Source organism: Brachyspira pilosicoli P43/6/78 (genome assembly GCF_000325665.1).
Lineage (GTDB): Bacteria > Spirochaetota > Brachyspiria > Brachyspirales > Brachyspiraceae > Brachyspira > Brachyspira pilosicoli.
Genome location: NC_019908.1, coordinates 459,888 through 473,286 on the forward strand (window position 1 = coordinate 459,888; position 13,399 = coordinate 473,286).

The 13,399-nt window shown below is 26.3% G+C and carries 9 protein-coding genes and 1 pseudogene; 7 read left to right on the forward strand and 3 right to left on the reverse strand.

What is annotated here, in order from left to right:
* Positions 1–124: 124 nt before the first annotated feature.
* Both BPP43_RS12535 and rpiB read left to right on the forward strand, forming a co-directional pair.
* Positions 125–833: pseudogene (locus BPP43_RS12535) on the forward strand (acyl-[acyl-carrier-protein] thioesterase).
* A 68-nt stretch (positions 834–901) separates the two neighbouring features.
* Complete coding sequence (rpiB, locus tag BPP43_RS02030; protein ID WP_013243142.1) at positions 902–1,351, forward strand: ribose 5-phosphate isomerase B; 450 nt, start codon at positions 902–904, stop codon at positions 1,349–1,351.
* A 67-nt stretch (positions 1,352–1,418) separates the two neighbouring features.
* Here the strand turns inward: rpiB and BPP43_RS02035 are convergent, their stop codons facing one another.
* Positions 1,419–3,008: an ankyrin repeat domain-containing protein gene (locus BPP43_RS02035; protein ID WP_015274010.1), complete on the reverse strand. Its 1,590-nt coding sequence runs from the start codon at positions 3,006–3,008 to the stop codon at positions 1,419–1,421.
* Positions 3,009–3,393: 385 nt separating this feature from the next.
* Between BPP43_RS02035 and BPP43_RS02040 the strand changes: the two genes are divergently transcribed.
* Complete coding sequence (locus BPP43_RS02040) at positions 3,394–4,503, forward strand: hypothetical protein (RefSeq protein ID WP_015274011.1); 1,110 nt, start codon at positions 3,394–3,396, stop codon at positions 4,501–4,503.
* Between the two features lie 274 nt (positions 4,504–4,777).
* Here BPP43_RS02040 and BPP43_RS02045 read toward each other — a convergent pair whose 3' ends face one another.
* Together BPP43_RS02045 and BPP43_RS02050 are read right to left on the reverse strand one after the other, a co-directional pair.
* On the reverse strand, positions 4,778–6,487 hold the full coding sequence (locus BPP43_RS02045; protein WP_015274012.1) for a protein-disulfide reductase DsbD family protein: 1,710 nt from the start codon (positions 6,485–6,487) through the stop codon (positions 4,778–4,780).
* Positions 6,488–6,560: 73 nt separating this feature from the next.
* Complete coding sequence (locus BPP43_RS02050; protein ID WP_013243137.1) at positions 6,561–6,974, reverse strand: rhodanese-like domain-containing protein; 414 nt, start codon at positions 6,972–6,974, stop codon at positions 6,561–6,563.
* A gap of 419 nt (positions 6,975–7,393) precedes the next feature.
* Between BPP43_RS02050 and BPP43_RS02055 the strand changes: the two genes are divergently transcribed.
* The 4 genes from BPP43_RS02055 to BPP43_RS11895 all read left to right on the forward strand — a co-directional run bounded on the left by BPP43_RS02055 (position 7,394) and on the right by BPP43_RS11895 (position 13,385).
* The gene (locus BPP43_RS02055) at positions 7,394–8,983 is read left to right on the forward strand and encodes a type I restriction-modification system subunit M (protein WP_015274014.1); all 1,590 of its coding nucleotides are present in this window, start codon (positions 7,394–7,396) and stop codon (positions 8,981–8,983) included.
* Between the two features lie 9 nt (positions 8,984–8,992).
* On the forward strand, positions 8,993–10,126 hold the full coding sequence (locus BPP43_RS02060) for a restriction endonuclease subunit S (RefSeq protein ID WP_041752804.1): 1,134 nt from the start codon (positions 8,993–8,995) through the stop codon (positions 10,124–10,126).
* 150 nt (positions 10,127–10,276) lie between these two features.
* Positions 10,277–12,997, forward strand: a complete 2,721-nt coding sequence (locus BPP43_RS02065) for a type I restriction endonuclease subunit R (RefSeq protein ID WP_252832368.1) — start codon at positions 10,277–10,279, stop codon at positions 12,995–12,997.
* Positions 12,987–13,385, forward strand: coding sequence for a type I restriction endonuclease subunit R, EcoR124 family (locus BPP43_RS11895; protein ID WP_252832369.1), 399 nt, complete (start codon positions 12,987–12,989; stop codon positions 13,383–13,385). Before BPP43_RS02065 ends, BPP43_RS11895 begins: the two co-directional genes overlap by 11 nt.
* Positions 13,386–13,399 lie beyond the last annotated feature (14 nt).

Consider the following 13,399-nt stretch of genomic DNA (forward strand, 5'->3'; position numbering starts at 1 on the left):
ATTTATATAATATCGTTAACCGTGCGGAAAATTAGTTCATAGTACAAATATTATAATCACTTTGACAATTATTATTTTAGTATTATAATATTTAAAATTATTTAATTAAAAAGGTTTACTAATTATGTATGAAATGAAAGCAGTTGTAGGTACTAGTCAGATTGATAAAGACGGACTTTTAAAAACTTCATCAATATTTGATTTAATGCAGGATTGTTCATTTTTTCAATTAGATTCTGAAGAAGAGCTTACAAAATATTTTAATGAAAATAATGTGAGTATGTTTTTGGTATCTAGACAAGTTGATATATACAAGCTTCCAAAATATAGCGACAAAGTAATAGTACGTACTTATGTGTATGAATGCAATGAGGCTTATGGATATAGAAATACTGTAATATATGATGAAAATTATAATGAGCTTGTTATTTGCTATGCTATAGGCGGTTTTGTTGATTTATCTAATGGTAATTTAATTAGAGTGCCTTCTGATTTTATCAAAAAAAATTAAATTTGATGAAAAGCAGGAAATGAATTATTTACCAAGAAAAATAAAAGTTGATAATGACACTCTAAAAGAAGTTGATAGATTTAAAGTAAAAAAATATTTTATAGATGATAATAATCATGTTAATAACGCTAGATATATTGATATGGCAATAGATTATGTAGAAGATAATTATAAAAGAATAAGAATAGAATACAGAGTACCTGCTGCTTTAGGGGATACTATAGTTGTAAAGAAGGCAGTAATTGATGATAAGGTTTTACTTAAGTTTGATAGTGAAGATAATAAAACTTATGCTATATTAGAGTTTTCTTATAGTTTATAAATAATTTTACGTTGTTTATTATAAATTGATTTTAATATTAGAAAATATATATAAAAGGAAATAAAATTATGAAAATTGCTATAGGCTGCGATCATTCAGCTGTTGAATTAAAAAAAGAGATAATAAAATATTTAGAGGAATTAGGACATACTGTTACTGATTATGGTACGCATACTACAGAAAGTGTAGACTATCCAATATATGGAAAAAAGGTTGCTGATGCTATTGTAAGTAAAGAATGCGAATGCGGAGTTTTGATATGCGGAACTGGTATAGGTATTTCACTTGCTGCTAATAAAGTAAAAGGCATAAGAGCGGCAGTTTGCAGTGAACCTTATTCTGCTAAGCTTTCTAAACAGCATAACAATTCTAACATTATAGCTTTCGGTGCTAGAGTGGTAGGGGTTGATTTAGCTAAGATGATAGTAAAAGAATGGCTTGATGCTGAATATGAAGGCGGAAGGCATGCTAGGAGAGTTGACTTGCTTACTAAAATAGAGAACGGCGAGGAAATCTAATTTAAACTATAATGAATATAAATACAAAAGGGATTAGAGTTAATTAAAAAACTTTAATCCCTTTATTTTATTTATTATATTCTTCTATTAACTTACTAAAGAAACCTCTTTCTAAATCAATAGCTTTTATTCTGTTGGTATGATTAAATTTACTAGCATCTGTTTTGTAATTATAATAATGCTCTTCGTTTTTTTCTTCTGTAATATTAATATTAGTGCCTGATAGTGAAATATTCTCATTATACTGACCCATAGAAAATTTATCTAAATAAAAATCATTATTTTCTATTATGAATGTATAATAATATGTACCATTATCATCGGTTGCTTCTACTGTAACGTAATTTCCTGATGAAGCAATATCATAAGTTTGTGAATAGTCATCATTTTGCATTGGATAAAAGCCTGTTATGAACTGCGCTTTATTTTCATCGTTTTTATCTCTTTTCCATATACTTACATAATTAAAATATTTGTCGTTTACTTCAAAATCATGTACATATTTTTCCATTGATATAAGATTTTCTACATATTCTTCATTTAATATATGACTTTGTATTAAAATATATTTTTCATTATTGTTTGTAAACTCAGTTTGTGATGTAGGAGAATAAATGTAACTAGTATCTGCAAATTTAAAAGTTTGAGATATTTTATTTAATATCCTTATCATTAAATCTTCATTATTATTTCCAGTGATAACAGTATTAATTAAATTTGTAGGACTTAAAACAGGAAAATTTTCCATCAATACAAAAGATATATGAGGATCATCAGTATGAATACTTTCTAATTCTTCTGTATCTTGAAAGCAGTGAATAGTAATATCAGCATTGTTCTCTTTTAAATAATCCATAATATCGTACTTTTCATAATAGGCACTATACATTAAAGGAGTTCCAACATAACCGTCTTTCATTCTGTTTATGGAATTAATATCAGCACCAAGCTTTAAAAATAGTCTTACTAAATCTAAATTATCATTTAAAATAGATTTAAATAATAAGTCGCTTTGTAATTGATAATCTATATCAGAAAAATAATAACCTGCAGATTCTAATTTTCTAATTAATTTTGATATTAAATTATAATTATTATTTTCTGAGTTAATTTTATTATATATTGTATTATAATCAAAATTAACTCCGCTGTCTAATAAATAATCTATAATCTTATCAGTATAATTGTAATTTAGTATTTCAGTATCATCTAAGCTAATGCCATGTTCAACAAGCCATCTTACTAAATCATTATAAGCATAATTTCTATAATCAAGTTTAGGTATTAACATTAATACATTATTTCCATTTTCATCTTTGCTATTTATGCCTTTTAATAATAAATCTTTTATAGGCTCTAATCTTTGTTTCTCTTCTTCTCTTCTTTCTTTTTTGGAATTGTCGGATATTCCATAATCTGCTAATTCTGAGTCAATAGTTTTGTATAATATTTCATCGATTTCTTCTTCTGTGTAATTTTTAATTGGATATTTATTTTTGAATTCAGGTTTTTTATTTCTTGCTGCAGTTGTTTGCTGAGTTATAATTTTATTTTGAGTAGTATTGTTATTAACTGTTGTATTGTTTTGTGTATTATCAGATTTATTATTGCAGCTTATTAAAAAGCTTAAAGCTGTCATTAATATAATTTTTTTCATAAAACTTCCTTAATTTATTCATTTTAAAATATTTAGAATATTAAAGGCATTATACTAATATATTTTTGAATTGTCAATTTTTATGTTATTATTTTGCCAATATCATACATTACGATACCATAGCGGAACTTTGTCGATGCACATTTAGTTTGACTAACTCATATTAAATTTACAATGCTGTAATTAGTATTTGTTTGCCAATTAGTGTATATATAGTGGGTTGATAATTTTTTATGTAAATTTATAATTTGAATGATAATGATTTAAGGTGATTGAGAGGTTATTCTTTGGAAATAAAATACTATATAATATCAAAATTATTGAAGTTATATAGCAAAGAAAAAGTAAAAGTAATACTAATAAAATATAATTTTTAGGAGATTTTATGGAAGTTTTTAAATTACCTGCTGTTGGTTATGAAAATTTAATAAAAATAATACAGGCATATGATTCTGTAAAAAAAGAAGTATATTCTTTAAATGATATAGTTAATAATTCTGGATTACATAAAGATACCATAATTAAAAATAATCATTTTTTAATTTCAACTGGAATTATTGGAGATGATAAAATTATAACAGAACTTGGTAAGAGTTTATCTAGAGCCTATGAATTTAATATAAAAGATGAAATTATTAGTATATGGACTGGTATAATTAATAATACTGAATTTTTATCATCGTTAATAAATAATCTTAGAATATCTGGAAAACATTTTGAATTTGAAGAGTATAAAAATAAGATATTGCATGATTCAAATGATAATAATAATACTTTTACTAAATCTGGTTCTTCATGCATCATTGAAATATTTAAGATTTGTAATTTTATAGTTATTAATGAGGGAATTATATCATACAATAAGAAATATATAGAATTAAATGATATGAAAAATAAGATTGAACAATTAAATAAATTAGAAGAAGAAAATAATAATAATGAGGATAATACAAATGATATAAAAGAAAAAATATATGATTTAAATAAAGATATTTTTAATTATGGACTATCTGAAAAATTTTATATAAAATCTATGGAATTGAAAAAAGAATATGTACTTAATCATATATTTTTTATGGTTTCTATACTTGTGGATATATTGGTATTGATTACTTTTTTTATTATAAATACTAAGTTGCACACTTATAATTTATTTTTTAATATAAAATTACTTGTATTATCTTTTGGAATTTTAGGTTTATTATTATGCGTTACAAAATATTTTAATAGGCGTGTACATGAAACAATACAATTATCAGAAGATTATGAACATAAATCTTTGGTGTTGTCATCTTTTTATATTTATAGTAGAGAATTGAAAAAACTAGATACAAGTGATAAAAGAATATTAACTGATTATGTAAATAAAGTTAGCACTACAATAAATAAAAGTCCTGCTGTTAATTTAAATAAAAGAAAACCAGATAATTCTCCTGTAGAAGATATAAAAGACTTATTATTACAATTAGTTAGTTTAGCAAATTTAAAGAAATGATATTTGGATAATAAACCGCACGTATAGTTGGCGTTTGATAATGTTTTGCAGTACAGTATAGGATACCTATACAACGAGAACCTATATCCTCGATAAACTCGGATACGTTTCTCGAATGGCTATATTTTAGATTAAATTTATAATTTATATTACATATAATATAAAATTAGTATGATTTAGTATTAATTTTATATTTGCACTTTTTGGTTCTTTTTACGGCGGGAAAAAGAACAATAAAAAATTGACAAACTTAAAAATTTTAAAAATATTAAATTTATTTATTAATTATTTTCTCTAAATCTTCTTTTATACTCAAAGCCATTTTGTCATCAAAACTTGAAAATGAATTCTTTGTATATAATATGTTTTTGTTGCTGTCAATTACTATTATCCAAGGAAGCCATTTAACATTATACTCATCAGAAATATTTTTGTATTTGTCAACATCAACTTCGGTGAAAATCAAATTATCATCTATGAATTTTTTAAGCTCTTCATTTACAAATACTTTCTCTTTAAGCTCATAACAATTCGCACACCAAACAGCAGAGAAATCTATTAGTATCGGTTTGTTGTTTTGTTTTGAAAGCTCTAATGCTTCATTGTATGTTACGAGATTTGAAACTTCACTTTTTTGTTTTATAATTCCATAAATAGAGCCTAATGCTATAGATATTATAAGCACAGAAACAAATATTTTTTTCTCTAATGCACTCAACATAGCAGTTTTATTTTTTATTATGTAAACTAATATAGCAAATATTAATATTGTAGCTGAAGCAAGTATATAACTTATTTTATTAAATCCTAAAACTCCAAAAAGTATATTAGCATAATAGAAACTTATTATCATCATTAGGAAAGTGAAAATATATTTAACATAAACCATCCAAGTTCCAGCCTTAGGCATTTTTGTGAGTATTGAAGCGAATGTACCAAGAACAAATAATACAGAAGCAAAACCCAAAGCATAAACAGCCATATAAAGAGTAGCAAATACAGGATTAAGAAAACCTATTTCTAATATAACCGCTATTATAGGAGCAGCACAAGGAGTAGCAACTATTCCTGCAAGAAGTCCCATTATGTATTTATGGAATATTGATTGATTTTTTTTAGCGTATGCATTTGTTTTAGCAGACTGTAAAAATGAAGGAGCTTTAATCTCATAAAATCCAGCCATTGAAAAAGTAAAGTATAAAAATAGTAGTACTAATATGGTTAAAACAATAGGATTATATCCAATGCTTCCAAATAGTATAGTTTTATGAAAAGCAAATCCAGCCACAGAAACTACAGCACCCAAAAGAGTATATGTTGTGATTACTCCTAAAGCAAATAAAAGTGAAGCCAATACACTTGATTTTTTATTGTTTTTAGAATCAGTTGTGGTTCCCAAAATAGATACTGTTATAGATAGTAGGGGATAAGTACAAGGCAAAAGCACAGATGCAAGTCCTGCTGCAAATATTAAAATTAATGTTATAAATATATTATTGCTTCCTTTTATATAGTTTTCTATTGAGCTTGCATTCTCTGGCTTTTCATCTGTTATATTATTATTTGGTATATCAATTTCTTCACCGTATATTACTTTGCTTTGAGGCTGTAAGCATACATTGTCTTTTGCTGAGCATAATTGATAAGTTGTTTTTATAAAGTTAATTTTATTTATATCAATATCATTTAATATAAACTCTTGTTCGCCTTTTATTATAATATCCTCATGATACTTTTCTCCTTTTGGATATGTTGTATTTATTTCTTTATTGTCTGCAAAGAATAATATTTTATTTGCTATCTTTGATTCTAAATATGCATAATAACCTTCTGGAATATTTGCTTTTACTGTAATTTTATTATCATTAGTTGATAGGCTAAAAACAATTATAGCTTCTGTGTTTTTATTAAGTAAGCTATTGAAACTCTGACTATAAGCTGTTAAACTAAAAATTATAAACAAAAAAATATATATCTTTCTCATGCTCTCTCCATAAAATTAATATACATAAAATAAAATAATTGTCAATTTAAGAATTATAAAAAAGAACTGAAAACTATTTTTTTAAAGCATTACTGAGTGCTGAATATCCAGCATATGTAAGATTATATATATTTTTAAAACCCAATTTATACATACGCATACAAGCATAAGAAGACCTAGAACCGCTTGCACAGTAAACTATATATTCTTTATCTTTATCTAGTTTAGACATTTTATTGTCAAAATTGCTGTCATCTAAAGCTATGTTTATACTGTTTTTTATGTATCCGCTATATTGCACTTCCTGATAACTTCTCACGTCTATTAAACCTATGTTTTTATTATTTTTATATAGTTCTATAGCTTCATTAAGTTTTATGTTTTTATATTTACCTTTGCTCATAATATTGAATATTATTTTCTTCACAAAAGTTATTATTATAAAAAATACTATTAATAATATAATTAATGATAATGTATTGCTCATTTTCAAATATACCCCATATATGTATAATTAATTATATAAAAAATATAAAAAAATTCAATAGCTTAAATAAATATATTTTTAATAGATTTTTCTGCTTTAGTTTTATTTTTAATTCACAAAAAAATTATTATTAAAAACTATAGATAATATAAAACCAAATAAAGAAAATATACAAAATGGCTCTTATACTCTATCAACTACATTTTATGCTGTAACAACTAAAAAGGCTATGGATAACAATCCAAATATAAAAAAACTAATAGATTTTATACTTTCGAAAGAGGGGCAATATTTAGTTGAAGAAAGCGGATATACATTTATAAAATAATTAATTTCTGATTATATTAATTTTTATAATGTTGAAAAAATCATAAAATAATTTTATAATTATGTAAATCTATGTAATTTGGAGCAGAGCAATGGCAGATAATAAAAGCATAATAGAGCGTGATGAACTTCATAGCAAAATATGGAAAATAGCTGATGATTTGAGGGGAAGCGTTGACGGTTGGGATTTTAAGCAGTATGTGCTTGGAATGCTTTTTTATAGGTATATTTCTGAGCACCTTGCAAACTATTTAAATCAAAATGAATGGGACTCTGGCAACAAAGAATTTAACTATGCAGATTTAGATGATAAAGATGTTGAAGATGTAAAATCTGATATCATAAAAGAACAAGGCTTTTTTATATATCCGAGTGAACTCTTTGAAAATATAAGAAAAGAAGCTAATAATCAAGATAGTAAAAAAGACAGCAAAGAAAAACATAATCTAAATGAAAAACTTCAGAAAATATTTAAAGATATAGAAAACTCTGCTAAAGGAACTAAAAGCGAAACAAAAATTGCAGGGCTCTTTGATGATATAGATGTAAACAGTAATAAATTAGGACCTACTGTAATTAAAAGAAATGAGAGATTAAGAAAACTTATAAACGGCATTGCTGATATAGAGCTTGGAGATTTTAAAGACCATTCAATTGATGCATTCGGGGATGCTTATGAGTATTTAATGGGTATGTATGCATCAAGTGCAGGCAAAAGCGGAGGAGAGTTTTTTACACCTCAAGAGGTTTCGGAGCTTCTTACAAGAATTACAATTACAGGAAAGAGTGAAATTAAAAGAGTATATGACCCTGCATGCGGAAGCGGTTCTTTGCTTTTAAAGTTCAAAAGAATATTAAAAGATGAAGAAAAGAAAATACATTATTTTGGTCAGGAAATAAATATTACTACATACAATCTATGCAGAATAAATATGTTTTTGCATGATATAGGTTTTGAAAAGTTTGATATAGCCCATGGAGATACTTTAACAGAACCTAAACATTTAAGTGATGAGCCTTTTGATGCAATAGTTTCTAATCCGCCATACTCTATAAAATGGGAAGGTGAAGATAATACTCTTTTAATAAATGATCCCCGCTATTCTCCTGCAGGAATATTAGCACCAAAATCAAAAGCCGACTTTGCATTTATTCTTCATTCTCTCTCTTGGCTCGATACTGCAGCACTTGCAGCAATAGTATGTTTTCCTGGTATAATGTACAGAGGAGGCGCCGAGCAGAAAATAAGAAAATATTTGATAGACAATAACTATATAGAATGCATAATACAGCTTCCAGACAATTTATTTTACGGCACATCAATAGCTACTTGTATAATGGTATTATCGAAATCAAAAATAGACAGTAAGACTTTATTTATAGATGCAAGCGAAGATTATGAAAAGGCAACGAACAATAATAAATTAAGCGATAAGAATATAGAAGATATTTTGTCTTATTTTAAGGCTAGGGAGAGTAAAGCCCATAAATGCTATTTAGCAACAAAGGAAGAGATAGAGGCACAGGATTATAATTTGTCAGTATCCACTTATGTAGAGCAGAAAGACACAAGGGAGCAAGTAGATATAAAAGTGTTAAATAAAGATTTGGAGGCAATAGTTTTAGAAGAGAGCAATCTTCGTAAGGCAATAGATAAGATAATCAAGGAAATAGAGGCCTAAAAAAATATTATGAGCACCCTAAAAGAGCTTTTAAAGAAATACTGCCCCGACGGTGTGGAGTATAAAACATTAGAAGATGTTTGTATCATCTATACAGGAGAACAATTAAATAGAAAAAATATGATAAAAGAAGGATATCCTGTAATTAATGGTGGGATACAAGCTTCAGGATATACTAATAATTTCAATGAGTATGAAGAAACAATTACAATTTCACAGGGCGGTGCTTCAGCTGGATTTGTAAATTTTATGTTAGAAAAATTTTGGGCAGGTGCTCATTGTTATATAATAAAACCAAATACTGATAAATTAATAAATAAATATTTATTTTTTGTATTAAAAAATATAGAAATACATATAATGGAATTAAAAAATGGTGCTGGTATACCCGGTATCAATAAAAATAAAATTACTAAAATAAAAATTCCGCTCCTGCCAATAGAAGTACAAAAAGAGATAGTTCGTATATTAGACACTTTTACAAAATATCAAGATTTATTAAATAGAGAATTAGAATTAAGAAAAAAGCAGTATGAGTATTATAGGGACAAGCTTTTAACTTTTAGCAATGATAAAGCTCAATGGAAAAGACTAGGAGATATTGCTCATATAGTAATGGGACAATCTCCAGATTCTAAATCATATAATAATAAAAATATAGGTCTTCCATTTTTGCAAGGATGTGCCTCATTTGGTACTATTTACCCTTTAATTAATACATATTCATCTGATATAAAAAAAATTGCTGTTAATGGTTCTATATTAATGAGTGTAAGGGCTCCTGTTGGAAAATTAAATATAGCTAATACTGATATATGTATAGGTCGTGGTCTATGCAGTATCAATTCTAATTGTGAAGTCAGTAATAAATATGTATTTTATAGTTTGAAAAACATCATTAAGTATATTGCAGATAAGTCCAAAGGTGCTATATTTGATTCAATAACTTCAGACAGCATAAGAAATATAAAAATCCCAGTACCGCCATTAGAGGAGCAGGAACGTATTGTAAACATATTAGACAAGTTTGATGCTTTGTGTAATGACATCACTAGGGGGCTGCCCGCTGAGATTAAATTGCGTAAAAAGCAATATGAATACTACAGAGATAAATTACTTACTTTTAAGGAGAAGAAGAAATAATTGTGTATTAAAAAGCAATACCCCTGCACGCCTAAGAGATTATAATTAAAGAAAAGCATTACCGTGCGGTAAGCCCATACGGCGAGTATTGGTACAGCTCGTACGCGGGAAAAAGAACATATTATTAAAAGAAATTAAATAGGAGTTTATATGCAAAACAAAGAGAAAATTGACGTCATCAAAATGTCTGAGGAAAGTACCGTTGTCGCTAAATATACTCCTATTGAAAGAACTAGAACTAAATATCAATCTGAAGCAGAACTCGAAGAAGAATTTATTAAACAGCTCACCGAACAAGGATACGAATACGTAAATATAAAAAATGAAAATGATTTAATTAAAAACCTTAGAACTCAATTAGAAAAATTAAATAATTATACTTTTTTTGATAATGAATGGAATGATTTTTTTAATTCTATTATAGCTAATGGAAATGAAAATATAATAAACAAAACTGAAAAGATACAAGAAAATTATATTCAAAATATAACTTTAGAAAATGGATATATAAAAAATATTAATTTTATAGATAAAGATAATATATATAATAATCATCTGCAGGTTATTAATCAATACACAGAAACACACTCAGAGAGAAAAGCGAGATATGATGTTACTATTTTAGTAAACGGCTTTCCTATGGTTCATATTGAGCTAAAAAGAAGGGGCGTTAATATAAGAGAGGCTTTCAACCAAATAAACCAATATGGAGAAGAAAATTTCTGGGCTGGCTCAGGTCTTTATGAATATGTGCAATTATTTGTAATATCAAACGGCACTAATACAAAATATTATTCAAACACTACAAGAAGCCTTCATGTGAGTAATACTCAGCATCAAATTAAAACATCAAATACTTTTGAGTTTACTAATTTTTGGGCAGATGCTGAAAACAAGATTATTCCAGACTTAGTTGATTTTACAAGGACTTTTTTTGCAAAGCACACTCTATTAAATATAATAACTAAATATTGTGTATTTACTTCAGATAAAAAATTATTGGTTATGCGTCCATATCAGATTGCAGCGGCAGAGAAGATTATAAACAAAATTATAATATCTGAAAATCATAAAATAAGGTCGAAAAAAGAATCAGGCGGTTATATTTGGCATACCACAGGAAGCGGAAAAACACTTACAAGTTTTAAAACAGCCACTCTTGCTAAAAGTCTTCATTTTGTAGATAAAGTGCTTTTTGTAGTTGATAGAAAAGACCTTGATTATCAAACAATGAAAGAATATGATAAATTCCAAAAAGGTGCAGCAAACAGCAATACTTCCACAAAAATATTAAAATCGCAATTAGAAGACAATGGGGCCAAAATAATTATTACTACCATTCAGAAATTATCAAGGTTCATTCAAAATAATGAAAATCATGAAGTTTATAAAAAGCATGTTGTAATGATTTTTGATGAATGTCATCGCTCTCAATTTGGCGATATGAATGAAAAGATAAAAAAGGCTTTCAAAAATTATAATATATTTGGTTTTACAGGCACACCTATTTTTAAAAAAGAAGAAGACTACGAAAAATATCCAAATCTAAAAACTACTGAAAATTCTTTCGGGGAAAAGCTTCACACCTACACCATAGTAGATGCCATTCGTGATAAAAATGTTTTGCCTTTCCGTGTTGATTATATTAATACTGTAAAAGAAGTTAAAGATTTTGAAGATAAAAAAGTGCCGGGCATAAATACTGATGATATACTTTTACATGATGATAGAATAAAACTAATAGTAAAATATATATTAGAACATTTTGAGCAAAAAACTTATAGAAATGCAAGTAATTCTTATTATAGTCATGATGTTATTATGAATGTAGAGGCAATGGCTAAATCAAAGTATAACACTGTTGAAGAAATAAAAGAAAAAAAGACAGTTAAAGGTTTTAATTCTATTTTTGCGGTATCATCTATAAAAGCTGCTAAAAAATATTATAAAGAGTTTCAAAGACAAATGAGTGAAACTGAAAACAAATTAAAAGTTGCTACAATATTTAGCTTTGTCAAAAATGAGGATAATGAAATAATTCAAGATGAAGAGTTTGAAACAAAAAATCTTGATAATGATTCAAAAGAGTTTCTTGAGAATGCTATAAAAGATTATAATAAAATGTTTAATACAAATTATGATACATCTGATGATAAATTTGAAAATTATTATAAAGATGTTTCAATGAAAATGAAGAATAATCAAATAGATATTTTAATAGTAGTGAATATGTTTTTAACAGGTTTTGATGCTCCTACATTAAATACTTTATGGGTTGATAAGAGATTAAGAATGCATGGTCTTATACAGGCTTTTTCAAGAACGAACAGAATTTTAAACTCTGTTAAGACTTTTGGAAATATAGTTTCTTTTATGAACTTAGAAAAGAATACAAATGAAGCACTTGCAGTTTTTGGTGATAAAGAAGCCAAGTCTATAGCATTACTTAGAGGTTATCAAGACTATTTTAATGGATACAATGAAAATGGCGAGCATGTTTTAGGATACACAGAAATTGCTGATTTACTAAAAACTAAATTTCCTATTAATGAAGTTATTGCTACAGAAGAAAAGAAAAAGGAATTTATTAAATTATTTGGAGATTTCCTAAAAATAATAAACACTCTTTGTGCTTTTGATAAATTTAGAGAAGACAGAGAGAAAATAATGTCAGATATAGATTTTCAAGATTATAAAGGAAAGTATAATGATTTATATACAGAGTTTACTCAAAACAAAGACAATAATAACAATCTTGAAATAGAAAATATTCAAGATGATGTTGTATTTGAAATAGAGTTAATTAAACAAGTTGAAGTAAATATTGATTATATACTTTTAATAGTTGCAAAATATAAAAATGGAAAATAAAGATAAACCTACTATAATAGAATATGTTAGAAAATTAATTAATGCTGGTATTGAATTAAGAAGCAAGAGAGAATTAATTGAAAACTTTATTAATCAAATGAATACTTCTGAAACAGATATACAAGAAGAGTTTTATAAATATGTAAGGGAAGAGAAAGAGAAAGACTTAAGTATATTAATTAAAGAAGAAAATTTAAAAGAAAAAGAAACAAAAGAGTTTATATCAAGCTGTTTTGAATATGGAGAGATAATAACTTCAGGAAGTGATATTGATAAAATACTTCCTTCAATATCAAGATTTAGTAAACAAGGAAATAAAATTGAAAAAAAACAAATTGTTGTAGAAAAATTACAGTCTTTCTTTGAGAAATATTCTGGTTTAGTGTAATATATTATATAGCT